Raw genomic sequence first — 25,697 nt, 5'->3', positions numbered from 1 at the left:
ACCGTCCGCCCGCTTTCCGGCGGACGCGGTGTGCGCCCCCGCCGCGAGGAGTCCCGGTGCCATCGGGCCACTTACCCCACCCTGCCCCGCGCCGCGCCCTCCCGCGCCGCGCTCCCGGCACGACCGCTTTCCGTCCGGCCCGCAGGAGTGCGACGCCCCTGGCGGCGAGCGCCCCCGAGATCGTCTTCGAGGCGTTCCGCACGCGTTACGGCGAGGTCTATGTCCGCTACGCACGGGTGCGCCTGGACAGCGTGGAGGCGGCGGAGCTCACCGTCCGGTCCGCCCTGGAGAGCGTCGCCTCCCAATGGCATCTCGTCCTGCGGGAGGCGTCACCCGCCGCCGCGTGCTGGTCGCTGGTCACCGCACGCATAGCCGCCCGATCCCAAAGACCGTACCTGCTGGGGCTGTTGCGACCGCGCGAGGCCGACATGTTCGTGCTGCGCTACCGTCTCGGCCTGCCCGTGGCCGAGGCGGCGGCGGTCATGGGGATGGGCGTAGCGGAGTTCACCGTCCGCCTCGGCGGCGCGATCCGCCTCCTCGCCTCTCCGACCGGGATCCTCATACCGGATGAGTGAGGCGCTGGGAAGCGCGCGTCAGGGACTGACCGCTGCCGGCCGGTCGGCCACCGGCCGCGTCCGCGTCGTGACGTACGGCGTCCGGAATACTTCCCCGCGCGGCCCGTCACCCCTGAGCGGACTGGTCGGCGTCCGGCGCCGCTCCTAGCATCTCTCCCGTCAACCAGCGGTCTTCGCAACCCCGTTGGCCGTGGCCGCGCCTGCATTGGGAGAGCATCATTTCCATCGACGTCAGCACGCCCAGCGTGGCGCGCATGTACGACTTCCTCATCAACGGGACCGACAACTACGCCTCGGACCGGGCCGCATGCCGGACCCTGTTGGAACTGGCGCCGAGCACCCGGGAACTCGCCCTGATCAACCGGGCGTTCCTGGCCCGCTCGGTGCGCTACCTCGCCCAGGAGTGCGGCATCCGTCGCTTCCTCGACCACGGCTCGGGCCTGCCGACCCGGCCCAACGTCCATCAGGTCGCCCAGGAGTCCCAGCCCGGCGCCCAGGTCGTCTACCTCGACAACGACCCCTTGGTGCATGCCCATGGCCGGCTCATGCTCGCCGAGGACATGAAGACCACCGCCGCGATCGAAGCCGACATGCGAGACGTGGAGGGCAACTTCGCGCGCCCCGAGGTGCGCCGGCTGCTGGATGACGGCGAACCGGTCGCGGCCCTGTTCGTGTCGGTCCTTCACTGCGTACCCGACGGCGACGATCCCTGGCAGCTCGTGAAGGACGTGGCCGACCGCCTGCCCGACGGCAGCTTTCTGGTCATCTCCCAGCTCACCAGCGACGACGCCCAACTGCGCGAAAGTATCACGGAGTTCATGCGCGAGACGACCGGTGGCACCTGGGGGCGCGTGCGTTCTTCGGCGGAGGTCAGGCGCTACTTCGACGGTCTCGTCCTGCACAAGGCCGACGGACCCGTCGAGGTCTCCACCTGGTATCCGGACACCGACATCGCACCGCGTCAGGCCACGCAGGAGTGGATCGAGTACGGCGGCGTCGGCAAGGTGGTCCGGGGCGCGAAACTCTAGTCCTCGTCCGCGAACGCGGTGATGAGCCGGTCCAGCAGGGCCAGCGTCTCCTCCTTGCCGAGACTGTGCTGGATCAGCTCCAGCATGGACGCGGCATGCAGATCGACATCGGCGGTGTCGCTCAGCCAGGCCCCGCCACTGTTCATGCCTTCCCGGTACACCATGTCCGCCTCGCCGGGCGCGGCGAACTTGAAGACGGTCATCGAGGTGGTCAGCGGGCACGCCTTCTCCCACGCCCGGTCCGTGAAGATCCGGATGTGCACGCGGTCGCGGTTCTCGGCGAGGTTGAACAAGTGCCGCAGCTGGCCGCGCATCACCTTGCGGCCGCCCACCCACGTACGCAGCGCCGCCTCGGCGATCACCGCCGAGTAGTCCGGCGCGTCGGGCGCCTCCAACACCTGCTGGCGCCTGCGGCGCACCTCCCAGCGGCGCTTGATCGCCGGGTTGTCGGGCTTGCCCATGTAGGGGACCTGCATGATGGCGTGCGCGTAGTCGGAGGTCTGCAACAGGCCGGGCACCAGCGAGCCGGAGTACGTACGGATCTCCTTGGCGGCGCTCTCGACGGTCATGAGCTCGTCCAGGGACGTGTCCACCACGTCGCTGTAGTCGGTCCACCACCGGCGCTTGTTCGCGTCGTCGAAGAGGCGGGTCAGCGTCCGCAGCGACTCCTCGTCGCCTCGGCCGTAGAACTCCGCGAGCCGCACCACCGTCCGCAGATCGGGCCGCGCGGCCCGGTTGCCCGTCTCGTACCGGCTGAGCATCGACGTGGAGCTGATCACCCCTGCGGCCACCACGTCCTTGCCGCGCTGGTTGGCCGCGATCCGCATCGCCCGCAGCTTCAGACCCAGTACGCGCGCGGGCGGCGCCGCGCCGAAGTCCTGGCTGTCCGGTTCCTCGTCCGGGACCGGAGAAAGAACGCGTGCGGCCACCCTGATTCCTCCCACGCACGGCGACCGTCGCCGGTGCGTGCCCATCCTGAGGAACCGGGGTGGCCATCACAACCCTCAGCCAGGTCTTTCAGCCAACCATCTGGTCGAACTCGCCCTTGCGCGCGCCGTCGAGGAAGGCCGCCAGCTCGGAGGAGGTGAAGATCAACGCCGGCCCCGCAGGGAAGCGGGAGTTGCGCAGCGCCACCTCGCCCTCGGGTAACCGCGCAATTTCGACGCAATCGTTGTAGGCGTCGCTCGCGGTCGCCTTCATCCACACCGCGTTCTCGATCGCGTCCGCCCGTACACCGTTGTCGTAGTCCGCCATCAGCTGTCACCTTCCGTCGCTTGAACTGCGCGGAGCCCGGATCGGCGCCGCGCCCGGAAAAGCCCCCCGGAGCCGGCGGCGAAAGCGAGCCTTGGCCGCTGAAATTTCACGGCCTCCAGGAGTGCCGCCGATGGTAGCGAGCCCGCGCCGGACCACGCTGTCCCTCGAAAGTGGGCAATTCCCGTCCCTCGCAAAGGTTTCAGCGTCCCTCGACGCCGCGGTGCGCGTTCAGTGGACGCAGAGGCAGAACGGGTGGCCCGCCGGGTCGGCGTAGACCCGCCAGTTGGCCTCGGGGCGGGACTGATCCGTCCGTTCCAGCAGGGTCGCGCCGAGGGCAAGCGCCCGCTTCTCCTCGACGTCGAGGTCGTCCACGTCGAAGTCGAGGTGCATCTGCTGCGGTCGCTGCTGACCGGGCCACGCGGGCGCCCGGTATCCGTCGACGCGCTGGCAGGCGAGCGGCGTGCCCTCGAACCCGCGCACCTCGACCCAGCCGGGGTCCGTGGGGTCCTCGACCACGTGGCCGCCCAGCAACTCCGCGTAGAACTCCGCCAGCCGTACCGGATCGGCGCAGTCCAACGCGACGGCCTGGAGCTTGCGAATCATGTCCGACACCCTTCACTCATGGCCCGCTTCCGCGCGGCCCCGTACGGGAGGGGTCGTACCCGTCACCGCCGGGGGAATGCGCGCGCCCCCCAGACGGCGGGCGACGGCAGGCAGGGCGACTCACCCGGTGGGCAGGCCGACCTGGTCGCGTTCGAGTGCGGAGCGCAGGTGCGCGACGGCCCGCGCGGCGGCCTGACCGTCGGGGCCGTCCAGCGCGCCGGCGGTCAGCTCGGCCAGCGTCCGGTCGAAGGTGGCCTGCGCCGCCTCGACCAGTCGCAGGCCGTCGTCCGTCAGGTCCAGGAGGGAGGAGCGGCGGTCCGACGGGTGCGGGCGCCGCACGACCCACCCCTGTTTCGCCAGGCGGTCGGCGCCCTTGCTCGTGGCGCCGATCCCGATGGCGAACTCGGCGGCGAGTTCCGCCACCCGCGACCCGGGGTGGGCGCGCAGGAAGCTGAGGAACTCGTACTGCGAGGTGACGATCCCGTGCCGGTCCCGCAGGCGGTCGTTGAGCGCGTTGTAGAGGCGCGTCTCGCAGCGGACGAGGTCGGCGAAGAAACCCGGGAGGTCGACCCGGCCGTCACGTGACTTGGTTGCCATGGCATATATCTTAGCTTACATTCCTAGGCAGATACTTCCTCGGCATGCGAATGGCATGCGAGTGGCATGTGGATACTCCGGAGGCGATCATGAGCAGACAACAACGCGCGCGAATCGACGAGTTGGTCCGACACCCCGGGGGCGAGCAGCCCCGTTCGATCGAGGACCTTCGCGCCTCCTTCAGGGCGCTGATGGCCCGGATGACCGTCCCGGACGGGATCCGCACCCGGCCCACGAGGCTCGGCGAGCGGCCCGCGCTGCTCGTCGAGCCGGACCGCGCGGCGCGGCCCGGAACGATCCTCTACTTCCACGGCGGCTCCTTCGTGGCCGGCTCCCCCCAAACGGCGATGTCGCTGACAGGGAACCTGGTGGTCAGAACCGGGGTCAGGGCACTCTCACTCGACTACCGGCTCGCCCCCGAGCACCCCTTCCCGGCCGCGATCGAGGACGGGGTGAGCGCCTACCGCGCGCTCCTGGACAGCGGCGAGGACCCTTCGGCGATCGCGTTCGCCGGGGACTCCGCGGGCGGCGGACTGACCATCACCACCTGCCTCGCCGCGCGTGACGCGGGCCTGCCCCTGCCCGCCGCGATCGCGGCGTTCTCGGCCGGGCTCGACATGACTCGTACGGGGGCGAGCATGGACACCAAGGCGGATCTCGACCCGTTCCTCACCCGCGCGGGTCTCGACCGCACCGGGTCCCTGTACCTCGCGGGGCAGGACCCCCGCCAGCCGTTGCTCAGCCCCGCCGTCCTCGGCGACCTGACCGGGCTCCCCGCGATGCTCCTGCAAGCGGGCACCCATGAAATGCTCCTGGACGACTCCACCCGCATGGCCACCCGCGCACGGGACGCGGGTGTGGACGTCATCCTGGACATCACCGCCGACGTACCCCATGTGTTCCAGGCGTTCACCGGCGCCCTGGAGGAGGCCGACGAGGCACTGGACCGCGCCGCGCTCTTCCTCGGCCAGCGCCTACGCGTGGCAGGGGACGGTTCACGGGGCGTGGCGCTACCGTCGTCGCCATGACCGACAACGCACTGCGCTCCGTCACCATCGAACGTGCCGGACCCGGCCGGTTCACCGCGACCAATGCCCGTGGGGGCACACTGACCTTCGCCACCGGCACCGGCTCGGGCCCGGACACCGACTTCACGCCGGTCGAGCTCTTCCTCGCGGCGATCGGCGGCTGCACGGCGGCCGACGTGGAGGTCGCCACGAGCCGCCATACGGATCCCACGGTGTTCACCATCGCGGTGACCGCGACCAAGATCGAGGACGAGAGCGGCAACCGGCTGTCGGACCTCGCGGTCGCCTTCACCGCCGCGTTCCCGGACGGAGCCCTGGGAGACCGCGCCCGGGCGATCCTGCCCCGGGCCGTGAAGACCTCGCACGACCGGCTCTGCACGGTCAGCCGCACCATCGAGGCGGGCACACCGGTCAGCGTGGCCGTGACCGACCCCGCGCGGGAGACCTGACGCGGACTTTTCGAAGTCATGGGCAGAGCACGGAAGTTGGGGCCAGGTCGCCGGTCAGTTGTGGGGCCTCGGCTCGCCCAGGCGGCGGCCGGCGCGGTCGCCGAGGGTGGTGACCCAGCGCGGCAGCCTCGACTGCGCGGCCGCTTCGGCTCCCCGCACGTCACGGCGCGGCCGCTCCCCCGGGCCGGGCAGCGCGCGGTCCGAGAGCGACAGGAGCCGGGCCATGGAGGCGGGCGCCAGACCCTGAAGGCGTACGCCGATCTTGGCGGCCGGGGTGAGGACGAGTTCGGGCCGGCCGCGCTCGGCGGCGCGCACCACGGCCCTGGCCGCGCGCCCGGCGTCCATCGACAACAGCGGCATGGTGGCGGCCGCGCCGAACCAGCCGTACTCCGCGCCCGGGCGGCCGTGGAAGCGGGCGGCGGTGTGCGAGCCGGTCCGCATCAGACCCGGGAACACCGTGGTCACGCTGACGCCCGAGCCCGTGAGCTCGGCCCGCAGCCCCTGGGAGAAGCCGGCGGCGGCGAACTTGGCGGTGACGTACGGCAGCAGGTGCGGCGCCGGGATGCGGCCGCCGACCGAGGAGATGGTCACCAGCGTGCCCTGCGCGCTCGCGCGCAGATCGGGCAGGGCCGCCAGGGTGAGCCGCAGAGGGGAGAAGAGCATCGTCTCCATCGCCTCGCGGAAGTCCGCCTCCTCGAAGGTCTCCATCGGACCCACCTGGATGATGCCGGCGCTGTTCACCAGGATGTCCAGCGGACCGAACCGTTCGTGGACGGCGTCGAGCAGCTGTTGAGGCGCGTCCTCGTCGGTGATGTCGCAGGCAACCGAGGCCACATCGGCGCCCACGGCCCGCAGCTTGCGTTCCGCCAGGGCCAGGCCCTCGGCTCCCCGGGCGCAGAGCATCACGCGGCAGCCGCGCGCGGCCAGCTCACGGGCGATGAGGAGCCCGAGGCCGCGCGAGGAACCGGTGACGAGTGCGGTGCGGCCTTCGAAACGATCACGTCGAGGGTTCATGGTGCTGCTCCCGGGGGTGTGGGCGTGGGGTACCGCCGCCCTCCCGGTTCCCGCCCTGGGCGTTCCTACACGAGGCGTCGCGGATCATTCGGGTCGGCGTCGCCGGCGTTCTCCTGTACGGGGCGAGGCGGCACGGGGGCCGTGGTGGCCGCGCGGGTGCGCCGCGACGCGGCGGTGGAGACGAGCCCGAGGACCGCGCCCACCGCCAGCAGGGCCAGGCCGCGCAGCCACACCGCGCCGTCCACCTGGGTGGCCAGCAGGACGCAGGACAGCGCGCCGAGCACCGGTATGACCGCCGGGGCGCGGAAGTGGTCCGGATTGCCGCTGTCGGCACGCCGTCGCAGCACCAGGACGGCCGTGTTGACCGTGAAGAACACGACGAGCAGGAGCAGGACCAGGGTCGCCGCCAGCGTCTCGATGTCGCCGGTGAGCGCGAGCAGCAGGGACAGCGCCGTGGTGGTGGCGATGGCGGCCCAGGGCGTGCGGCGCCGGGGCAGCACACGGGTCAGGAACGCCGGCAGCAAGCGCTCGCGCGCCATGCCGAACGCGAGGCGTGAGCACATGATGCCGGTGAGCAGCGCGCCGTTCGCGACCGCGACCAGGGCGATCGCCGAGAACAGCCACTCGGGCACCGCGCCCGCCGCGCGGACGACTTCCAGGAGGGGGCCGTCGGAGCGGGCCAGGACGCCGGTGGGCACGGCGGCGGAGGCGGCCGCGCCCACCGCCGCGTAGACGAGCCCGGCCGTGCCGAGGGCGCCGAACAGGGCTCGCGGGTAGGCGCGGCGGGGATTGCGCGTCTCCTCCGCCACGTTGACGGACGTCTCGAACCCCACGAAGGAGTAGTAGGCCAGCACCGCGCCGCTGAGCGCGGCGGCCACCGGACCGTGCTCGGGGGTACCGAGCCGCAGCAGCCGGCCCGGGTCGCCGTCGCCGCGTACGACGAGCCAGACACCGAGTCCGATGATCAGGAGCAGCCCACTCGTCTCGATGACCGTGGCCACCACGTTGGCGCGGGTGGACTCGCTGATGCCCCGCGCGTTGAGCAGGGCGAGGGCCGCGAGGAAGAGGACCGCGACCAGGGCTACGGGCAGGTGCACGAAGGCGGTGAGGTAGGTGCCGCCGAACCCCCGCGCGAGGGCCGCGACGGAGACGATGCCGGCCGCCAGCATGCAGAACCCGGTGAAGAACCCCACGAACGGCCCATAGGCGAGGGTCGCGTAGTACGAGGCTCCGCCGGCCCGGGCGTATTTCGTGGCGAGCTCGGCGTACGAGGCCGCGGTCAGCAGCGCCAGGCCGAGGGCCACGGCGAGCGGCACCCACACGGCGCCGCCGGACTTGGCCGCCACCTGCCCGATGAGGACGTAGACACCGGCGCCCAGGACGTCGCCCAGGATGAAGAAGTACAGCAGGGGTGTGCCGAGGGCTCGCTTGAGCGTGCCGGGGGCGTCGGGCGCGGCTGGCACCGTCTGGGTTCTCTGCGTGCTCATGGGGGACTCGGCTTCCTTCGTGCGGTGTCCGGTGACGGTAGGCGGCAGGGGACGCGCGCCTGCGGACGCGGCCCATCCGCCACGGACCGGGCGCGTCGCCCTCCCCGTGTGACCGCGATGGCCGCGCGCCAAACCGGGGCACACCACGCCAACGTCCCCCGAGCGTGTGGCTGCACTTGCGCCAGTTGTCGCCCAGGGCGCGTGCAGATGAGGTCGCGGCTGGACAACCAGTGGTGTGGATGGCTTCCGGGGACGTAGGGCAAGCCGCCCTCCTGCCGGCCATCCGCACAACCCGTCTTTGCGGTCACGACAACCATCGGTTGGGCGTCCCTACGATGGCCCGATGGACACGGAGGCATTGCGATCGTTCGTCCGGGCGGCCGAGCTCGGGCAGTTCCGGCACGCGGCGGACGAGCTGGGCGTGACGCAGCAGGCGGTCTCCAAGCGCATCGCCGCCCTGGAGCGTTCGCTCGACGTACGCCTCTTCTCGCGGACCACGCGCGGCGTCGAGCTGACGCTGGACGGCCAGGCGTTCCTGCCCCATGCCCGGAGCATCGTGGCGAGTGTCGAGCGCGCCGTCAACGCGGTCAGGCCGGGCTCGCGGGCGCTCCGGATCGACGTACTCGGCCTGCGCAGCGCCCAGGCCGTGACGCTGCACGACTACTGGCGGTCCCACCCCGGAGTCGATCTCGATGTGGTGACCCTCAGGGTCGACGACCCGCGCGTGGCGGTCGCCGCCGTCGAGTCGGGCGACGTCGACGCCTCGTTCCGTACCGTCACCGACCCGGCGACGCTGCCGCCCGGCGTGCGGATGGTCCCCGCCTTCGACGCCCCCTTGGAACTCCTGGTCGGCCCGGCCCACCCGCTCGCCTCGGCGCGCGCAGTGACACCACGACACCTGCGTGGGCACCGGATCTGGGTGCCCGGCATCGCACCGGGCAGCGAGTGGTCGGAGTTCTACGACGAGCTCGCCACCGCCTTCGACCTGCGCATCGACGCGGCCGGCCCGCACTTCGGAGACGAAGTGCTCCTGGACACCCTCGCGGACTCCGGCGACGTGGCCACCCTGATCGGCGCGCGCGACCGCTACATCTGGCCGACCCACTACGACCTGCGCCGGATCCCCGTCGTCAATCCCACCCTCGCCTACCCGCTCTCACTCCTCCTCCCCAGCACGAATCCCCACCCCGGGCTCCGGGGCGTCATCACGCACCTCAGGAGCCTGCCGGCCCTCCCCGATCCGGTCTGGCTACCGTCCTGGGCCGCCGCGCGCCACCACGAAGGTGGCGTCGGCCGGGGCGACGGCTCCCAGAGGCCGCATCGAGGACTCTGAAGGACTCCAACGCGCGGCGCCCCGCGCCCAGTTGCCCCTCCACCGAAAGGTTCACCGCATGTCGAGCGACCGGCTCATGCGCATCCACAGCGACGAGTTCAAGGCCATGGCCGACCGGGTGCTCCGGGTGACCGAGCTGACCTCCCGCCTCAATGTCCTGCCCTTCGAGGACGAAGCGGGCAAGGCGGAGCTCTTCGCGCGGATCCTCGGTAAGCCGCTGCCGCCCCGGGTGACGATCTATCCCCCCTTCTTCACCGACCACGGTCTGCGCCTGGACATCGCCGAGCGGGTGTTCATCAACCAGAACTGCACGTTCCTGGACTACGCCGGGATCCGGCTCGGCGAGCGCGTGATGATCGGGCCGAAGGTCACGTTCATCACCAGCGGTCATCCCGTCGACCCCGAGGAGCGCCGCCACTACCTCACCGGCGCGCCCATCGACGTGGCGGAGAACGTGTGGATCGGCGCCGGTGCCACGATCCTGCCGGGCGTCAGCATCGGCCGCGACGCCGTGATCGCCGCCGGCGCGGTGGTGGCCGATGACGTCCCCGCGGCCAGTCTGGTCAGCGGCCCCAAGGCCGACGTGCGCCGCCGGTGGTGAGGGCCCGGCCCCCGGTAGCCTGCGACCATGATCACTGACCCCAAGTCGCGCCCCGGTACGGCCGGTTACGCCGAAGCGGCCGATCTGCTCGCCGCCCAGTACGAGAGCGTGTCGTTCGACGAGGTTCACCGCGAGGTGCTGCACCTGCTCCCCGGCCGTCCCGGCGCGGTCCTGGACATCGGGGCGGGCAGCGGCCGGGACGCCGCGGCGCTCGCCGCTCTGGGGCACCGCGCCGTCGCCGTCGAACCGACGGCCGAGCTCCGCTCCCTGGGGCAGCGCATCCATGCCGGCCAAGCCATCGAGTGGGTGGACGACGCCCTGCCGGAGCTAGGGGTGTTGCGCGGCCGGCGCGAGCGCTTCGAGGTCGTACTCCTCACCGCCGTCTGGATGCATCTGGACGAGCGGGAACGCGGGCAGGCGATGAGAAGCGTGGCTGAACTCAGCGCGCCCGAAAGCCAGTTGTTCCTGACCCTGCGCCACGGCCCGGTCCCGGCGGGGCGGCGGATGTTCGACGTGTCGCCGGACGAGACCGTGCGGCTCGCCCGCCGCCACGGCCTGACCCCCGTGCACCTCGGCGAACGGGAAGATCTCCATGGCCGGTCAGGAGTCCGGTGGAGTCATCTGGTGCTGCGCAAGGACGCGGACTCCACCTCCCTGTAGCGGACCCGGCTTCCATCCGGGCGGCCACTCAACTGCCGCTCGTCCTCGTAGAGTTCGAGACGCGCGGCACAGGTCAATGGCGCCACGATTTCGGCCATCGCATGAGAGACTTCGCCGCACGGTTATGTCATGCACCGGACAGGAGCAGGACCAGGCGCGCACTCTCGCGGTGCGCTCGACGATGGGGGACCACGCCATGGACAGAACCGTCTCCAAGAGCTTGGGACGGGTGGGCCTCGCACTGTGCGCCGCCCTCGCGTCGACGGTGCTCTGCGCTCCGGCCGACGCGGCGGCGCCGGCGGGCCCTGGCGGCGCGCCGGGACCCGTCGCGCGCACGGCAACCCAACGGGCCTGCCCCATCGTCTACTTCGACCTGGGTGAGACCCTGGTGCACACCGGGGACGACGGCAGCACCGGCTATGTGCCCGGCGCCGCCGCCTATCTGCGCGCCCTGCGCCGCCACCACGTCAAGGTGGGACTGATCACCAACGTGCCGCCCTCCTGGGGCGCCACCGACGCCGAGCGCGCCGCCCGCCTCAAGAAGGAGGTCGACGCCACGTGGCGGGATTCCACGCCGTTCGCGTGGCAGGACTTCGGCGACCGGATCCTGACCCCGCGCACCGAGGCGGAGCGCAAACCCGCACCCGTCCTGTGGCAGCGCGCCATGGCCGCGTCCGGGCGCTGCTCCCTGGTCTACCAGGCCGAGACGGCCGAAGAGGTCGACGTGGCGGGGTCGCTCGGCTATGTCCCGTACCAGATCGGGCGCCCCCACCGGCCCGCGTTCCTGCCCGTCGGTCTTGTCGAACTCATCGGCCGCCTGCCTCGCTGAGGGGCGTCCGCGCGTCCCGCGCCGTGCCGTCCGCCGCCGCCATGCCCGCGTCGGGGTGGTTCTGCCGCACCACCCCGGCGCGCAGCAGCAGTTGGACGCCGCCCAGGAGCACCGCCGTGGCCAGCGCGCTGTGCAGCAGCAGGGCGTCAAGACGGCCCGCCGAGATGTACACCCCGACCGCGATCGCCGCCAGGGCGCACACCGCGCGGTCCACGATGCTCTCGACCGAAAGCAGCGTGGCGCGCGGGGCGTTCGCGGGCACCGCGTCGTTGACGAGCTTGCGCTGGACCGGATACACGAACCCGGTCGCCAAAGCAAACAGGCAGAGCAGCGCGACCACCGTCCAGGGGCCGCCGACCGCCATCGCCGCCAGGGTGCCCGCGAGCGCGAGGCTGAGGACCGACACCCAGGCGACCGGAGACAGGCGGCGACTCAGCCACTGGGGGCGGGCCGAGCCCACCGCCTCCGCCACCGTCATCGCCGCCAGCACCCCGCCGCTCGACGCCTCCCCGATGCCGTGGTCGAGCAGGATCGGCTGGAAGAGGTTGACCTGACAGATCCGGGACAGCGTGAAGACGGCCACGCCCTGCACCATCACCAGGGCGAGCCACCGCGAGGAGGCCACGCACCGCAACGCTTCGCCCGCGTCCCGCAGGAAGGCCCCGCCTGCGCGCCCGGCCCCGGCCCTCCCCGCCGCACCGGCGCCGTCCGCCTTGGCGAGCCGGGGCAGCGCGACGGCGCAGGCCAACGAGCCCGCGGCGCTTGCGGCACTGAGCACGTACGGCGCCGTGTGGGCGAGCGCCATGAGAGGACCGACCAGCGGCCAGCACACGACCTTCGCCGCGAGCCCGAGGGCTCGTGCGGTGCCCTCGGCCCTCAGGTAGTGCTCGTCGCACTTCTCGGCGCGCAGCCCGTCGTACAGATAGGCGCTCGCCGCCCCCGAGGTCAGGGACCGGCCCAAGGCGATGGCGAGGAAGTGCAGGAGGAAGCCGGTGTAGGAGGCGTTGATGACCGGAGCCAGGTTGGCCGCCGTCATCACCACAGCGCCGGCCCGCAGACAGTTGCGGGCGCCGATCCGGTCGGCGATGAGTCCGGTCGGGATCTCGAACAGGCAGAAGGCGACGTAGTAGATGCTCTGGATGCCGAAGATCTGTCCGTCGGAGAGCCCGGCCTGCTTCTGGTAGGCGTAGAACACCGGCATCCACCACAGCAGGTTGAACAGCAGCTGGAAACCGTAGTTGAGCCGGATGATCCGGTGCGCGACGGGCGTGAGGCAGCCCGCGCCCGCGCTCAGGCGCCGCGCTCGCCAAGGACGCGCCCTCACAGCGCGTAGGGGCGGATCTGGACGAGCCGGAAGTCGCCGTCCTCGGTCATCAGCCACTCGATGTCCAGCGGCTTGTCCACATCGGCCGCGCTGAAGTGGGACTGCAACAGCCGCCCGGTCAAGGACAGGTCCGCCAGCCGGCCCCGGGTCCCCGCGGGCAGTCCGTCGCCCCAGGAGCCGAGCGCGACGGTGCGGCCGCCGCCCTCCACCACGTTGTACAGGTACTGCTGGGGCAGGACCGAGCCCTCGACGACCTGTTCCGGTGAGCCGGGGGAACAGTTGAGGTAGACGTTGCGGAAGTCCGCGCGGCGCGTCGGGTCGCAGGTGACGAGGACGCCGCCGAGGGAAGCGGGAACGTACTTCTGGATGATCACGCCCATGTAGGTGTCGTCGAGGGAGATCCCGACCTGGTGGCGCAACCGCACGCTGCGGGGAGACACCAGGGAGGCCCACACCTGCCGTACGGCGTCCAGGAGTTGACCGGTGCCGTGGACGGTGGTGACGGAGTCGTAGACGCCGGCCGCGGAGAAGCCGGGAAGGTCCTCGGCGTTGGAGGAGGAGCGCACCACCAGGCGCCCGTGCTCGGCCGGCGGCGCCGTGAAGGCCTGGCCGATCTGCCGGGTGACGGACTCGGGCACGGGCGTGTGCCGGATCAGCTGCTGAAGTCGCAGACAGAGCGAGTCAAGGACGTCGGTGGCGTCGAGTTCGAGGGCCATCTTCAGCTTGCCGATGCCCTGCTGGATGGCGGGCGAGGAGGCGAGGAAGTGCTGCTGGAGCGCGAAGGGGAGCGCGATCCCTTCGGGGGCGCCGACGGTGGCGGCCACGAAGTCGGCTGCCCGGGCGCGCAGTTCGTCGGCCGAGGGAGCGGTGAGGCCGAGCCGGGCGGCGAGGTGTCCGTAGAGGTCCCCGCGCGGCGGCCGGGGCCGTCCGTAGAACGCGGTCAGGTCGGCGCTGCGGCTGTCGAGCACGTGGTGCAGCTCGCCGAGGTTGGCCGCCTTGGTGCCGTAGCGGTCGCGGTCGGCCGCGCGCAGCCGGTGCAGGGACAGGACGGGGGCGTCTTCGAGCAGGGGCGGCTCCAGGCGGATGCGCTGCTGGTGCCACGCCGGCGCCCGCAGCTCCGGCTCCCGCTCAAGGCGCTCCAGCACGATCTCTTCCTCGTGCACCCGGTAGCGCACCCACGCGCCGGCCAGGCCGTCCCGCGCGACGATCTCCTCCAGATCCAGCACGATCGCGTTGGGTATCCCCCAGCCCGACGCCAGGACGTTGGTGTGCGAGAGCGGGGTGATGGGCGCGGTGTTGAGGAATCCGGCCACGCGCGGCACGTCGTCGGGCAGGCAGGGCATGGCGACGATGTCGGCCCAGCCGAGTCCGGCCTCCGCTGCGGCGTACTCCTCGTGCGTGCGGAAGTACCGCAGCCGTCCGGTGGCTTCGCCCGGGTTGAGCGGGGTGCGGACCCGGGAGCCGAAGAGCTCGTGGCTGAGGATGCGCGGCACGAGCTGTTCGCTGATCGCGGCCAGCTCCTCCTCCTGCCCGTGGTTGGCCGGCTTCAGCAGCACCGGCAAACGCCCGTCGACCCGTACGCGGACGAACTCGTAGAAGAAGGTGAGGAGTTCGCCGTTCATGGTGTCGGCCTCGGTCGTCTCGAGGACGAGGAAGGTCCGCTCGCGGCCCTCGGTGTCCTCGTCGGTGTGCAAGGACAGCACACCGAGCAGGAAGCGGCGTTCTGGATCCATGTAGACGGAGGCGTTGAACGCGTCGAGATCCGCGTCGAGTTCGGCGAGTTCCATGCCGAGGACGCGGGTGGCTATGTAGTTGACGTGGAAGGGGTGGGCCGCGGTGTCGAGCAGGTGCCAGGTGTTCTCGGCGCGGTCGACGACGACTTTGAGGTAGGGGTGGCCCGCGAGGACCCCGGAAAGGGTGCGAAAGAGCGGCAGGGAAAGGTTCTCGCCGACGACCGTGCGGTCGGTGACCGGGTCTGCGGCGCCGGCGAACAGCTGGGCGGTCACGCGGAGACCTCCTCGGACGTGGCGGCGGGCAGGATGCGGGGCAGGGCGTCCACCACCGTCTCGAAGTCGCGCAGCACCGTACGGGCGTCGGTGGCCGAGAGCAGGCACAGGGCCGCCATGGTGTTGGCGCCCGCCGCCGGGTCGTAGACCGGTATGAGGCCGCCGTCGGGCAGCGAGCTCTCCGTGACCACCGACAGGTCGCTGCCCGGGCTGAGGACCACGTCCTTGGTGACGGCCGAGAAGTCCCAGATCTTGCGCTCCCGCCAGGCCTCGCCCGCGCCGTCGACCGCGAGGACGACGAGGGAGCCGGCCGCGCCGCGCGCCTGGGCCGGGGTGAGGGCCCGCTCGGGCCACGCGACCGGCCGGCCCGTGAGGTGGTCGACGAGCATGCCGACGAGGTCGAGCCCGAAGACCTCCTCGATCTGCGGCACCGTCATCGCGCCGCCGAACCGGGCGGCCGTCTCGATGAGCCACATGCCGCCGTCCGAGCCGAGCTTGATCTCGGTGTGCGTCCCGCAGTCCCGCAGCCCGAGGGCGTCGACGGCCTCGCGCGCGAGCGCCACCACCCGGTCCTGGGCGTCCTGGGACAGCAAGGCGGGGGTGATGCCGGCGCGCTCGGTGAACGGCTCGACCGTCGGCATCCGGCCGCTGACGCAGACCGGGTGGAAGGTGCCGCCCGCCACCACGCCCTCGACGCTGACGTAGTCGCCCCAGCCGGGCTCGTCGAACCAGTGCGACGCGGTGCCCGTCACGATCTCCTCGACCACGAAGTGGCCCTGCGCCCCCGCCACATGGAGTTCGGCGTACCCCAACTCCGCCGATTCGGCCATCACTTCACGGGAGCGGCGCCAGGCGGCGGACAGTTGGTGCGGGGCGCGGATGATCTGGTGCGCCGTGGAGCCCGCGCTCCAGGCCGCCTTGAGGAGCAGCGGGAAGGACAGGGCGCGGGCCGCCTCGTGCAGGTCGGCCTCGGTGTCAACGGCACGGAACGCGGGCTGCGACAGGCCGTGCTCCTGCCAGGTGCTGCGCATCAGACGCTTGTCGCGGGCCAGCGAGGCGGCTTTCCCGGCGCCCGCGAGTCCCAGCACTTCGCACGCCTCGGCCACGGCGACGACGGCGTACTCGGAGAAGGTGAGCACCGCGTCCGCGCCCACGGCCTCGGCCCGCGAGACGATCAGGGACACCAGGTCCAGATGCCGCGCGTCGCCCGGCGTCACGACCGAGGCGCACAGGTCCCGGGCGGCGCCCGCGACCGAGGGAGGAAGAGCGCTGAGCGCCAGCAGGTGCACCTCTGCCCTCGCGGCCGTCCGGGACAGGACGTGACCGAGCGGCGGACCACCCTTGGCATGCACTAACAGCACCTTGCTCACTGAAGTTCGTCTCCATTCGTCTCGTGTGTCATGCGTCCGCGCCGGACGCGCCTCGCGCGCCGTGGCCGCGGCGCCGTACGCGTCCCGCGTGTCGTCGTACCGATCGGTGATGCGCGTCGGGCGCGGGGCATCTCCCGGTGTACGTGTCGGGGCGTAACCACCCGCACACTCAAGGAGACCACGCGGCAGGCGTCCTTATCCTCACCCGGGACGCAGGCCGTTCAGGCAAATGCCTGAGTCGCAGGCCGTGTTGGGGTCCATGGACGCTCCCGCGCGTGCTCACGCGCGGCCCGCACATGGGCCGAGAAACGAGCATGCGCGGGACCGGGACGGGATACCCATCGCGAGGTGACTGTGTGTCAGCCGAGCACATACGGGCTGTATACGGACGGAGAGACCGCTGTGGACGATTCCAGTCTCAAGGCACTGCTTGAGCACCTGCCGGTGTTCTGGTGGGAGGTCGACGAGCCGTGGCAGGTCGGAGAGCAGGGGGGCGGCGCGTTCGCCGACGCGGACACGGCGCGGCGCTTCCTGGAGCGGATGCGTCAAGAACTCACGGCCCCGGGAGGTCCGGCGCGTGCGGGCAGCCGACGGGCCCACTTCGACGGCCGCACCTTCGACGTGAGCTGGCCCCTGGACGAGAGCCGGGTCCCGGGCCGCACGCGCGGCCTGGCCGTGGAGGTCGACGCGCGGCCCGATGTGCCGCGGCAGTACGCCGCGTTCGCGGGCCTGGTCAACCTCGCCCCGGCCGCCGCGTTCATCCGGGACAGCGAGGGCCGCTATGTGTGGGCCAACCACGCCTACGCGCACCTGTACGGCACCGTCCCGCAGGCACTGGTCGGCAAGCGCATCGAGGACTTCGACGCTCCAGCCGAGGCCGCCCAGTTCCGCGCCCTCGACCAGGACATCCTCACGCGGGGCACGCCGGTGCGCCACACCCTGGACTACCGGCGGCCCGACGGCAGCGCGGGCCAGGCGGTGGGCCACCGCTTCCCCGTACGGGAGAACGCGCGGACGTGCGTCGCAGGGATCTACGTGGACATCACCGATCATCTGCGTGCGATGGTCCAGCGCCAGGAGGCCGAGGACGACCTGCGGGCGCTGCGTGACCACAGCGGCCTGCCCTGCGCGCTGCTGTCGGCGAACGGACGGGTGGTCAGGGCGAGCGCCGCGGCGGCCGAGCTGTTCGACCTCAGCCTGCCCGACCTGGTGGGCCGCCGCGCGCACACCCTGCTGGCGCCCGAGCCCGGTCTCGACCGGCTGCACCGCAGGTGGAACGGGCTCATAGCGCGCCGCACCAGACGGGTGGAGACCTCGGCGGTGCTGGTGGACGCCCAGGGCCGGCAGCGCCGCGCACAGCTCCATCTGACGACGGTCGGCCAGTCCCTGGGGCGGGCCCGGCACGTCTGGGCCGTCGTCACCCACCAGAGCCTGGCGCACGAGGCGCACCCGTCCCTGACCGCCGCGCAGATCCGCATCCTGTCCCTGCTGGCGGCGGGCAGCAGCAACGGCGACATCGCCACGTCCCTGAACCTGTCCCGGCAGACGGTCGACTACCACCTCAGCCGTCTGCGCGATTTACTGGACGCCTCGACCCGGCCCGCTCTGGTGGCCAGGGCCTATGTCCTCGGCATCCTGGCCCCGCGCGCCTGGCCCCCGCGCTCCGCCACCGCGGCCCACCCGCTCAGCGCCGTCTGAGGCCGCCCGGACCCGCCCGGCCGCCCTCGCGTGCCTCGGGCGGGTCCGTTACAGCCCCGCGTGTACGCGGTCGGGCGTGAGCGGCAGTTCCCGCACGCGGACGCCGGTGGCGTGGTGGACGGCGTTGCCGATGGCGGCGGCCGTCCCGACGATGCCGATCTCCCCGATGCCCTTGCTTCCCATGGGGTTGAGGTGGTCGTCCCGCTCGTCGATCCAGTGGGCCTCGATGTCGGGCACGTCGGCGTGCGCGGGCACGTGGTAGCCGGCGAGGTCGTTGCCGATGAAGGCGCCGGAGGCGGGGTCCACCGTGCCGCGTTCGGTGAGCGCCATCCCGAGCCCCATCACCATGCCGCCGATGAACTGGGACCTGGCGGTCCGTGCGTTGAGGATGCGGCCGGCCGCGTACACGCCGAGCAGCCTGCGCACCCGTACCTCACCGGTGTCGGTGTCGACCTCCACGTCGGCGAAGTGGGCGCCGAAGGCGTGCCGCGCGTAGGCGGACTCCTCATCGGCCGTGCCCTTGGTGTCGGCGGTCGCCGTCAGACCCTCGGGGGGCAACGGGCCCGTGTGCTCCTGGAGTTGACGCACCAGCAGGCGGCAGGCCTCGTGCACCGCCCAGCCCCAGGAGGCGGTGCCGGAGGACCCGCCGGCGAGCGGCGCCTTCGGCAGGCCGGTGGTGCCGATCTCCGTACGGACCGACTCCACACCGACCCCGAGCGCCTGCGCCGCGACCTGGGTGAGGACGGTACGGGCGCCGGTCCCGATGTCGGTGGCGTTCACCCGCACCACGTGCAGCCCGTCGGGGTGGACGGTGACGGTGGCGCGGCAGGGCGAGACGAGCACGGGGTAGGTGGCGGCGGCCACGCCCGTACCGCTGAGCCGGCGGCCCGCGCGCCGCGCCCCGGGCCGGGGGTCGCGGCCGGCCCAGCCGAAGCGCTCGGCGCCCTCACGCAGGCACTCCACGAGGTGGCGGCTGCTGAACGGCCGTTGGCTGTCGGGCTCTTGGGCGGGCTCGTTGCGCACCCGCAGCTCGATGGGGTCCATGCCGAGCGCGTCGGCCAGTTCGTCGACGGCGGACTCGAGGGCGTACATCCCGGACGCCTCGCCGGGCGCGCGCATCCAGGACGGGGTGGGTACGTCCAGGGCGGCGACGCGGTGGCTGGTGAGACTGCTCGGGCTGCCGTACATCACGCGCGCGGGCACGGCCGCCTGCTCGACGAACTCCTTGACGCGGGAGGTGTGGGTGGTGACTTCGTGGATTACCGAGAGCAGCGTGCCGTCCGGCCGCGAGCCGAGGCGCAGCCGGTGGTCGGTCGGCGCGCGATGGCCGACGAGTTCCGGCAGGAGCCGCCTGGCCAGGGCGAGTTTGACGGGCCGGCCGGTGTGCAGGGACGCCATCGCCGCGAGCACGATGTGCGGCCGGGGCGTCCCCTTGGAGCCGAACCCGCCGCCGACGTGCTCGCACACGACCGTCACCCGTTCCTCGGGGAGCTCGAACAGCTCCGCGAGCACGGCGCGCACCGTGTCCCCGCCCTGGCTCGTGTCGTACGCCGTGAGGCGGCCGTCGTGCCAGTGCGCGGTCGCCCCGTGCGGCTCCATCGGATGGTTGTGCAGGGGCGGGATCCGGTAGCGGACGTCGACGGTCACCGGGGCCTCGGCGAACGCGTCCAGTGGATCGCCCCGGCGGCGCTCCGCCGGATGGCCGCCGTTGGCCTCGTCGGGGCGGTAGGCGTCCGCCAGGTTCTCGGCCAGGACCGACGCGTGCGGCTCCGGCTCGTAGGTGACCCGCACGCTCTGGGCCGCGGCGCGGGCCTCTTCGAGGGTGTCGGCGACCGCGAGGGCGATGGGCCATCCGTGGTGTGGGACCCGGAAGTCCTGGAGGATCGCGAGGGTCGGATCGTCGCTCTCGGCGAGCCGGGGCGCGGTGTCGGGGGTGAGGACCGCGAGCACTCCGGGCAGGGCGAGCGCGGCCGCCGTCTCGAGAGCGGCGACCCGGCCGCGCGCCACGGTGGCCGTGACCGGCCACGCGTAGGCACATCCGGGGGGCGCGTACTCGGTGGCGTACAGGGCCTCCCCCGTCACCTTCGCACGGCCCTCGCGGCGTTCGATGGGCGCGCCGAGCGCGTTCGCTTGCGAAGCCATGGCGGATCTCCTCGACGGTGGTTGGGGGCGCGGTGGCTGGGGGGCGGGGCCTCGACGGCGGCGGTCAGGCCGTGGGGGTCAGCGAGCCGAGCACCTGCGTGGCCAGGTCGCGGGCGAGTGGCACCTTGTAGGCGTTGTCCCGCAGCGGCCGGGCCGCTTCGAGTTCGGTCTCGACCGCCCGCGCGAAGACGTCGGGACCGGGGCGGGCGCCGAGCAGGGCGGCCTCGGCGCGCCGGGCGCGCCAGGGCCGGTGGGCGAGCCCGCCGAAGGCGAGGGCGGCGTGCCGGATCTCGCCGTCCTCCACGTGCAGCACTGCGGCCACCGACGCGAGCGCGAAGGCGTACGAGGCCCGCTCGCGCGCCTTGCGGTAGCGCGAGAGCGCGCCGCTCGGCAGGGGCGGCAGCACCACGGCGGTGATCAGTTCACCCGGGCGGATCACGGTGTCCAGTTCGGGCCGCTCGCCGGGCAGGCGGTGGAACTCGGTCACCGGCACGCTCCGGTGGCCTCCGGGACCGGTCAGCTCCACGACGGCGTCGAGGGCCGCGAGCGCCACGGACAGGTCGGACGGGTTCGTCGCCACGCAATGCGGCGAGTGCCCGAGGACGGCGTGGTCGTGGTGGACGCCGTCGATCGCCGCGCAACCGCTCCCCGGCACGCGCTTGTTGCATGGTTTCGACAGGTCCTGGAAGTAGGCGCAGCGGGTGCGCTGGAGGAGGTTGCCGCCGGTGGTCGCCATGTTGCGCAGCTGACCCGAGGCGCCGCTGAGAACGGCCTGCGACAGCAGGGGATGGCGCTCGCGGATCAGGGGGTGCGCGGCGAGGTCGCTGTTGCGTACGGTCGCGCCGACCACCACCGTGCCGTCGGGCCGCTCCTCGACGGTGTCGAGCGGGAGGCGGGTGACGTCGATCAGCACCTCGGGGCGCTCAACGCCCAGCTTCATGAGGTCGACGAGGTTGGTGCCGCCGCCCAGATAGCGGGCCTCGGCACGACCGCCGTGGGCGGCCGCGGCCTCTTGCACGCTGCGGGCACGCAGATAGGACACCGGCTTCACGTGATCACGTCCCGTACCGCGTCCACGATGTGCGGGTACGCCCCGCAGCGGCACAGGTTGCCGCTCAGGCGTTCCCGGATCTCCTCGTCGCTCAGCACCACCGGCCGCCGCGGCGGCTGGGCCGCGCCGGTGACGGCCGATGGCTGGCCGGCCCGCGCCTCGGAGAGCATGCCGACGGCCGAGCACAGCTGGCCCGGGGTGCAGTAGCCGCACTGGAAGGCGTCGCGTTCCAGGAAAGCGCGCTGGAGGGGATGGAGATCGCCGTCGGCGCCTTCGGTGTCCGCAAGGCCCTCCACGGTCACGACATCGCAGCCGTCCAGCGCGACGGCGAGCAGCAGACAGCTGTTGGCGCGCCGGCCGTCCACGAGCACCGTGCACGCCCCGCACTGGCCGTGGTCGCAGCCCTTCTTGGAGCCCGTCAGGGCTAGGCGTTCACGCAACAGGTCCAGCAGGGTGGTGCGGTGGTCGACCTCGACGGCGTGGTCCGCGCCGTTCACGCGCAGGGTCACCTGTGATCCGGTGGCGCCGGGTGGAGCGTCATCGGGGCGCGGCCAGGGCGCGTAGCGCACCGCCGTCCCAGGGCCGCTGCGGGGCCCCTCGCTGCTTTCCATCGTTTCTCTGTCCCTCGCTCGGGACGGCCGGCCGCCGCCCGCGTCACCAGCGTCGTACAGCTCGTCGCCTGCGGCATCCCGACAGCCGCCGGACCGGAACGGGAGGGGCCCGCCGAGGCCGCCCCCGCCCCCGGGCCCGCTTACCGCGCCGGCATCGTGCCGGGCCTCGCGGACCTCAGCTGTTCTCGGCCCGGAACATCCAGGCGTGCTTCTCCAGGTCGGCGGTGAGCGCGATGAGCAGGTCCTGGCTCACCGGGTCCGGCTCGTCGGTGGCCGCGATGCGCTCACGCATCCGCTCCACCACCCGGCCGAGCGCCACGACCAGGACCTCCACCGCCTCGGAGTCCTTGATCCATCCTTCGGGCACCGTGCCGATCACGCTGGATCCCGCCACGGTCGCCGCGCGCCCGTCCGGATTGACGCCGAGAGCCGAGGCCCGCTCGGCCACCGTGTCCGAGTACTGGCGCGCCGTGGTGACCACGTCGTCCAGTTGGAGGTGTACGGAGCGAAAGCGCGGGCCGACCACGTTCCAGTGCACCTGCTTGGCCGCGAGCGACAGGTCGACCAGATCGACCAGCGCGCCCTGGAGGGCCGGGCCGACCACCTTCAGCTGGGCGTCGGACAACGAGCTCTTCACCACAGTCACCGCTTCACTCCATCTCGCGTCGCTTCGGCGCGCGGACCGACGTTCGGTCCGATATGTCGCCTTCCACTGTCCGCCTTCCTCGGAAAGGCGATTCCAAACACAGGCGCGTCCAGGCCCGCCTCGCCCGCAACCTGGGGGTCGTAAGCGGATGTAAACAATCCGTAAAGGCGCCGACCTGCGGCAAGCCGGTGAGCGCGGCGACGCGGACGGCCATTGCGCGTCCTTCGATACCTACATTTTCGGCCATTCGCCAACACCAACAGATGAACACCAGCCGACGCCGGATGTGCCCCCTTACCAGCAGAATTCAGTTTTTATAAATTGATCAAGACGTCTCCTTTTGATCGAATCTGCTTGCTATGTTTACAGCCCTGGGAGAGACGCGATCGCCGCACTGGGGGGCAGGATGGAAGCTCAGCCGATGTTTCAACTCGTCGACAGAGAAGCCGAGTTGACCGCACTCAACACGCTACTCGCCGAGGCGGCGACGGGGCGGGGCGGCATCGCGCTGGTCAGCGGGCCCACGGGCAGTGGGAAGACGCGACTGCTGCAAACATTCTGTAAACAAGCGGAGAACTCCGGGGCTGTTATGTTGACCGCGGTGGCGTCCCGCGCCGAATGCGAGCTCCCCCTGGGAGTGATGGACCAGCTCTTCAGAAGCGAGACCCTTCCCGCCGAGTTCCGGGACCAAGTCAACGAACTGCTGGCGGAAGAGTTCCCCACCAGCCACGCCAAGGGCGCCGACCCAGCGCCGATGAATCAGCCGAGCATCGCGGTGGCCCACGGGCTGCGGTCGCTGCTCCTGGAGCTCGGTGAGCGCGGGCCCGTCGTGGTGAGCATCGACGACCTCCAGTACGCCGACGAGCCCTCCCTGCAAATGCTGTTGTTCCTGCAACGCCGGATGAAGGCGTCACGAACACTGCTGCTGCTCGCCGAACTGTCCACGATCCGCTCCCCCCATCCGGTCTTCCACGCCGAGCTGTTCCGCCAGCCCAACTGCCGCAAGGTACGGCTGGAAATGCTGTCCCCCTCCGGCGCGCACGCCATGATCGCGGCCAGACTCGGACCGGCCAAGGCGCTGGAACTCACCGAGGCCTACCAGGAGGCCTCGGGCGGCAGCCCGCTGTTCCTGTCCGCGCTCCTCGACGACTACGAGGCGGTCCACCGCCTCCAGGCCGCGAGCCACGAGAGCGAGCCCGCCGTCCCGCAGGAGGCGTTCCGCAACGCGCTGACGGGCTGCCTCTACCTCGCCGATCCGGCGGACCTCAAGGTGGCCCGGGCGGTGGCGGCGATGGGCAAGGGCATGTCGCCGGTCTCGATCGGCCACATGCTCGGCCTGAACACCGCCACCGTGGAGCACGCCATCGCCTCGCTGACGGCGACCGGCGTACTGAACGCGGGGCACTTCCGCCATCCCGCCGCGCGGACGGTCATCCTGGAGCAGGTGGCGCCCGAGGACCGGCACGAACTGCATCTGCGCGTCGCCTCCGCGCTCCACAACGAGGGCGTCCCGCCCGTCCTGGTGGCCGAACAGCTCGTCGCCGCGAGCCGGGCACCCGAAGAGTGGATGATCAACGTCCTGCGGGACGCCGCCCACGCCGAACTCGCCGCCGGCCGAACGGGGATGGCCGGCGAATACCTCAAGCTCGCCCTCACCGACTGCACCGACAGCCGTCAGCTCGCCGCCCTCACGGCGGACCGGATGCGCCTCGACTGGCAGAAGTCACCCCTGAAGGCCATGCGTCACGCCGTCCGATTAAAGATCGCGCTGCGCGAGGGCCACTTGAGCGGCCAGGACACCGGCGTGCTGATGCGCAGTCTGCTGTGGCACGGCCGCTACGACGAAGCACGCGAGACGCTGGCCCTGTGGGAGGCGATGGACGCCACGTCCGACCGGCCGCCCTCGGAGGAACTGGCCGCCTTCACCAACTGGATGACGTACTCCCATCCCTCGTTACTTACCCGCCTCTCGCCTTCGTCCATCGAGGCCGACGGTCCTGGCAGGGGTTCCGGGTCCGCCGGAGCGTGGGCGGGGGCCGAGGCGAGGACGGGCCAGGACGTGGTGCGTCCCATCGGGCCGCAGGCGGTGGCCGTTCTCTCCGACCTGCTCGACCAGGGCGCGAGCGACGAGGCCGTGACCAGCGCCGAGGGCGTCCTGCACAGCGTCGGCCTCGGGGTCGCGACGCTGGAGTCGCTGCACGCCGCACTGCTGACCCTGATCTGCGCCGACCGCCCCGACAAAGCCGCCTCCTGGTGCGAGGAACTGCTGAAGGAGGCCACGGAGCAGGGCGCCCCGACCTGGCAGGCGGTGTTCGCCGCCGTCCGGGCGGAGGCGGCCTTCCGCCAGGGTGACATGGCCGCCGCCGTGCAGTACGGCGAGGAAGCCCTCACCCGGATACCCATGGCGGCCTGGGGGGTCGCCATCGGCGGTCCGCTGGCCAATCTGATTCTCGCCACGACCGTGCTCGGACAGCACGAGAAGGCGGTGAAGTACATCAGGCTCCCGGTGCCTGACACCCTCTTCGACGCCCGGTACGGACTGCACTATCTCAACGCGCGCGGCCACTTCCATCTCTCCACCGACCGCCCGGCGGCGGCCCTCGCGGACTTCGAGAGCTGCGGGCGCCTGATGAGCGCCTGGGGACTCGACCTGCCGTCCCTCATCTCCTGGCGTGGCGGAGCGGCGGAGGCCGCACTGGCCCTGGGTGAAAGGCAGCGGGCCCGCTCGCTCATGGAGGAGCAGCTGACCCGCCCGGGCACGCACCAGCCACGTACCCGCGGCGCCTCCCTGCGTCTGCTGGCCGCCGCCGCCGACCTCAAGGACCGCGCGGCGCTCCTCCAGGACGCCGTACGCCTCCTCAAGCCGGACACCGGGCGCTTCGAGCTCGCCCGCGCGCTGGCCGATCTCAGCGACACCTACTGGCAGTTGGGCGACCCCGCCAGGGCACGCGGCACTGCGGACCAGGCGGCCGAAATGCTCCAGGCGTGCCGGACCCGTGCGCGCCCGCAGTCCGAACAGCCCTCCCAGCTCGCGCGGCCGACGGGCCTGCCGTGGCCGCAGCCACCGACCGGGCCGTCACCGTCGGCCACCCCGCGTGAGCCGGCCAAGCCGGCGGAAGGCGACGAGCGGAAGCCGGCCGGCGCCGATGTGCTGACCGAGGCGGAGCGGCGCGTCGCCGAGCTGGCCGCGATGGGCGCCACCAACCGCGCGATCGGGCGCAAGCTCTACATCACGATCAGCACCGTCGAGCAGCACCTCACCCGGGTCTACCGCAAACTCGGCATCAGCCGGCGAAGCGCGCTGGCCGCGCGGCTCAACGTGGAGCCGCCTCAGGGCGCCGCGGAGGCCGAGTCCGCCTGAGCGGGCCCCGGGCTCGCACGCCGGACGGCC

General features: G+C 72.1%; 23 protein-coding genes. 10 read left to right on the top strand and 13 right to left on the bottom strand.

The features are described 5' to 3' along the window. The first annotated feature begins 56 nt into the window (after window positions 1-56). Together ABR738_RS35180 and ABR738_RS35175 are read left to right on the top strand one after the other, a co-directional pair. Window positions 57-575 carry a hypothetical protein gene (locus tag ABR738_RS35180; protein ID WP_350234015.1) on the top strand — a complete coding sequence of 173 codons (519 nt, stop codon included), beginning with the start codon at window positions 57-59 and terminating at the stop codon, window positions 573-575. Between the two features lie 200 nt (window positions 576-775). Then, window positions 776-1,603, top strand: a complete 828-nt coding sequence (locus tag ABR738_RS35175) for an SAM-dependent methyltransferase (RefSeq protein WP_350234879.1) — start codon at window positions 776-778, stop codon at window positions 1,601-1,603. On the opposite strand, the gene ABR738_RS35170 is transcribed toward ABR738_RS35175, so the two are convergent. From ABR738_RS35170 to ABR738_RS35155, 4 genes are all read right to left on the bottom strand, one after another. Continuing rightward, a complete protein-coding gene (locus ABR738_RS35170) occupies window positions 1,600-2,532 on the bottom strand; it encodes a helix-turn-helix domain-containing protein (RefSeq protein WP_350234014.1) in 933 nt (310 codons plus the stop codon). The two genes, ABR738_RS35175 and ABR738_RS35170, sit on opposite strands and share 4 nt — an antisense overlap. Window positions 2,533-2,620: 88 nt before the next feature. Further along, window positions 2,621-2,857, bottom strand: coding sequence for a DUF397 domain-containing protein (locus ABR738_RS35165; protein WP_350234013.1), 237 nt, complete (start codon window positions 2,855-2,857; stop codon window positions 2,621-2,623). Window positions 2,858-3,085: 228 nt separating this feature from the next. Further along, window positions 3,086-3,460, bottom strand: coding sequence for a VOC family protein (locus ABR738_RS35160; protein ID WP_350234012.1), 375 nt, complete (start codon window positions 3,458-3,460; stop codon window positions 3,086-3,088). Window positions 3,461-3,580: 120 nt separating this feature from the next. Continuing rightward, window positions 3,581-4,057, bottom strand: a complete 477-nt coding sequence (locus tag ABR738_RS35155; protein WP_350234011.1) for a MarR family winged helix-turn-helix transcriptional regulator — start codon at window positions 4,055-4,057, stop codon at window positions 3,581-3,583. An 89-nt stretch (window positions 4,058-4,146) separates the two neighbouring features. Between ABR738_RS35155 and ABR738_RS35150 the strand changes: the two genes are divergently transcribed. Further along, complete coding sequence (locus ABR738_RS35150) at window positions 4,147-5,085, top strand: alpha/beta hydrolase (RefSeq protein WP_350234009.1); 939 nt, start codon at window positions 4,147-4,149, stop codon at window positions 5,083-5,085. Next, complete coding sequence (locus tag ABR738_RS35145) at window positions 5,082-5,534, top strand: OsmC family protein (RefSeq protein WP_350234008.1); 453 nt, start codon at window positions 5,082-5,084, stop codon at window positions 5,532-5,534. Before ABR738_RS35150 ends, ABR738_RS35145 begins: the two co-directional genes overlap by 4 nt. Before the next feature lie 54 nt (window positions 5,535-5,588). On the opposite strand, the gene ABR738_RS35140 is transcribed toward ABR738_RS35145, so the two are convergent. Both ABR738_RS35140 and ABR738_RS35135 read right to left on the bottom strand, forming a co-directional pair. Continuing rightward, window positions 5,589-6,548, bottom strand: coding sequence for an SDR family NAD(P)-dependent oxidoreductase (locus ABR738_RS35140; protein WP_350234007.1), 960 nt, complete (start codon window positions 6,546-6,548; stop codon window positions 5,589-5,591). Window positions 6,549-6,613: 65 nt separating this feature from the next. Then, window positions 6,614-8,035 (bottom strand): APC family permease, encoded by a 1,422-nt coding sequence (locus ABR738_RS35135; protein ID WP_350234006.1) that lies wholly within the window; start codon window positions 8,033-8,035, stop codon window positions 6,614-6,616. Window positions 8,036-8,378: 343 nt separating this feature from the next. Between ABR738_RS35135 and ABR738_RS35130 the strand changes: the two genes are divergently transcribed. The 4 genes from ABR738_RS35130 (at window position 8,379) to ABR738_RS35115 (ending at window position 11,458) form a co-directional block, all read left to right on the top strand. Further along, complete coding sequence (locus ABR738_RS35130) at window positions 8,379-9,368, top strand: LysR family transcriptional regulator (protein ID WP_350234005.1); 990 nt, start codon at window positions 8,379-8,381, stop codon at window positions 9,366-9,368. 58 nt (window positions 9,369-9,426) lie between these two features. Then, window positions 9,427-9,969 (top strand): DapH/DapD/GlmU-related protein, encoded by a 543-nt coding sequence (locus tag ABR738_RS35125; RefSeq protein WP_350234004.1) that lies wholly within the window; start codon window positions 9,427-9,429, stop codon window positions 9,967-9,969. Between the two features lie 27 nt (window positions 9,970-9,996). Next, window positions 9,997-10,629, top strand: coding sequence for a class I SAM-dependent methyltransferase (locus tag ABR738_RS35120; protein WP_350234003.1), 633 nt, complete (start codon window positions 9,997-9,999; stop codon window positions 10,627-10,629). Between the two features lie 124 nt (window positions 10,630-10,753). Further along, the gene (locus tag ABR738_RS35115) at window positions 10,754-11,458 is read left to right on the top strand and encodes an HAD family hydrolase (RefSeq protein WP_350234002.1); all 705 of its coding nucleotides are present in this window, start codon (window positions 10,754-10,756) and stop codon (window positions 11,456-11,458) included. On the opposite strand, the gene ABR738_RS35110 is transcribed toward ABR738_RS35115, so the two are convergent. The 3 genes from ABR738_RS35110 to ABR738_RS35100 are packed head-to-tail and all read right to left on the bottom strand — an operon-like array spanning window position 11,436 to window position 16,149. Then, complete coding sequence (locus ABR738_RS35110) at window positions 11,436-12,782, bottom strand: MFS transporter (protein WP_350234001.1); 1,347 nt, start codon at window positions 12,780-12,782, stop codon at window positions 11,436-11,438. The two genes, ABR738_RS35115 and ABR738_RS35110, sit on opposite strands and share 23 nt — an antisense overlap. Further along, a complete protein-coding gene (locus tag ABR738_RS35105) occupies window positions 12,779-14,788 on the bottom strand; it encodes a PEP/pyruvate-binding domain-containing protein (protein WP_350234000.1) in 2,010 nt (669 codons plus the stop codon). The genes ABR738_RS35110 and ABR738_RS35105 overlap by 4 nt, the downstream gene beginning before the upstream one ends. Then, window positions 14,785-16,149 (bottom strand): ATP-grasp domain-containing protein, encoded by a 1,365-nt coding sequence (locus ABR738_RS35100; RefSeq protein WP_502964195.1) that lies wholly within the window; start codon window positions 16,147-16,149, stop codon window positions 14,785-14,787. Before ABR738_RS35100 ends, ABR738_RS35105 begins: the two co-directional genes overlap by 4 nt. A gap of 411 nt (window positions 16,150-16,560) precedes the next feature. On the opposite strand from ABR738_RS35100, the gene ABR738_RS35095 reads away from it, so the two are divergent. Further along, window positions 16,561-17,856, top strand: a complete 1,296-nt coding sequence (locus tag ABR738_RS35095; protein ID WP_350233998.1) for a PAS domain S-box protein — start codon at window positions 16,561-16,563, stop codon at window positions 17,854-17,856. Window positions 17,857-17,904: 48 nt separating this feature from the next. Here the strand turns inward: ABR738_RS35095 and ABR738_RS35090 are convergent, their stop codons facing one another. From ABR738_RS35090 to ABR738_RS35075, 4 genes are all read right to left on the bottom strand, one after another. Further along, window positions 17,905-19,998, bottom strand: coding sequence for a xanthine dehydrogenase family protein molybdopterin-binding subunit (locus ABR738_RS35090; protein ID WP_350233997.1), 2,094 nt, complete (start codon window positions 19,996-19,998; stop codon window positions 17,905-17,907). 64 nt (window positions 19,999-20,062) lie between these two features. Then, window positions 20,063-21,049, bottom strand: coding sequence for an FAD binding domain-containing protein (locus ABR738_RS35085; RefSeq protein WP_350233996.1), 987 nt, complete (start codon window positions 21,047-21,049; stop codon window positions 20,063-20,065). Further along, on the bottom strand, window positions 21,046-21,660 hold the full coding sequence (locus tag ABR738_RS35080) for a (2Fe-2S)-binding protein (RefSeq protein ID WP_350233995.1): 615 nt from the start codon (window positions 21,658-21,660) through the stop codon (window positions 21,046-21,048). Before ABR738_RS35080 ends, ABR738_RS35085 begins: the two co-directional genes overlap by 4 nt. A 175-nt stretch (window positions 21,661-21,835) precedes the next feature. Continuing rightward, on the bottom strand, window positions 21,836-22,306 hold the full coding sequence (locus tag ABR738_RS35075; RefSeq protein WP_350233994.1) for a Dps family protein: 471 nt from the start codon (window positions 22,304-22,306) through the stop codon (window positions 21,836-21,838). Window positions 22,307-22,712: 406 nt separating this feature from the next. Here ABR738_RS35075 and ABR738_RS35070 point away from each other — a divergent pair, with 406 nt between their 5' ends. Continuing rightward, a complete protein-coding gene (locus ABR738_RS35070; RefSeq protein ID WP_350233993.1) occupies window positions 22,713-25,667 on the top strand; it encodes a helix-turn-helix transcriptional regulator in 2,955 nt (984 codons plus the stop codon). The last annotated feature ends 30 nt before the right edge of the window (window positions 25,668-25,697 follow it).

The sequence above is a fragment of the Streptomyces sp. Edi4 genome (assembly GCF_040253615.1).
GTDB lineage: Bacteria > Actinomycetota > Actinomycetes > Streptomycetales > Streptomycetaceae > Streptomyces.
This window is presented reverse-complemented; position numbering and strand designations above follow the sequence as displayed.

What these genes read in the sequence shown, in the direction of transcription:
- ABR738_RS35145 (WP_350234008.1), top strand. Translation starts at nt 5,082, where the DNA reads ATGACCGACAACGCACTGCGCTCCGTCACCATCGAACGTGCCGGACCC.
- ABR738_RS35080 (WP_350233995.1), bottom strand. Translation starts at nt 21,660, where the DNA reads ATGGAAAGCAGCGAGGGGCCCCGCAGCGGCCCTGGGACGGCGGTGCGC.
- ABR738_RS35115 (WP_350234002.1), top strand. Translation starts at nt 10,754, where the DNA reads ATGTCATGCACCGGACAGGAGCAGGACCAGGCGCGCACTCTCGCGGTG.
- ABR738_RS35070 (WP_350233993.1), top strand. Translation starts at nt 22,713, where the DNA reads ATGGAAGCTCAGCCGATGTTTCAACTCGTCGACAGAGAAGCCGAGTTG.
- ABR738_RS35160 (WP_350234012.1), bottom strand. Translation starts at nt 3,460, where the DNA reads ATGATTCGCAAGCTCCAGGCCGTCGCGTTGGACTGCGCCGATCCGGTA.
- ABR738_RS35120 (WP_350234003.1), top strand. Translation starts at nt 9,997, where the DNA reads ATGATCACTGACCCCAAGTCGCGCCCCGGTACGGCCGGTTACGCCGAA.
- ABR738_RS35130 (WP_350234005.1), top strand. Translation starts at nt 8,379, where the DNA reads ATGGACACGGAGGCATTGCGATCGTTCGTCCGGGCGGCCGAGCTCGGG.
- ABR738_RS35140 (WP_350234007.1), bottom strand. Translation starts at nt 6,548, where the DNA reads ATGAACCCTCGACGTGATCGTTTCGAAGGCCGCACCGCACTCGTCACC.
- ABR738_RS35155 (WP_350234011.1), bottom strand. Translation starts at nt 4,057, where the DNA reads ATGGCAACCAAGTCACGTGACGGCCGGGTCGACCTCCCGGGTTTCTTC.
- ABR738_RS35150 (WP_350234009.1), top strand. Translation starts at nt 4,147, where the DNA reads ATGAGCAGACAACAACGCGCGCGAATCGACGAGTTGGTCCGACACCCC.
- ABR738_RS35165 (WP_350234013.1), bottom strand. Translation starts at nt 2,857, where the DNA reads ATGGCGGACTACGACAACGGTGTACGGGCGGACGCGATCGAGAACGCG.
- ABR738_RS35135 (WP_350234006.1), bottom strand. Translation starts at nt 8,035, where the DNA reads ATGAGCACGCAGAGAACCCAGACGGTGCCAGCCGCGCCCGACGCCCCC.
- ABR738_RS35125 (WP_350234004.1), top strand. Translation starts at nt 9,427, where the DNA reads ATGTCGAGCGACCGGCTCATGCGCATCCACAGCGACGAGTTCAAGGCC.
- ABR738_RS35090 (WP_350233997.1), bottom strand. Translation starts at nt 19,998, where the DNA reads ATGGCTTCGCAAGCGAACGCGCTCGGCGCGCCCATCGAACGCCGCGAG.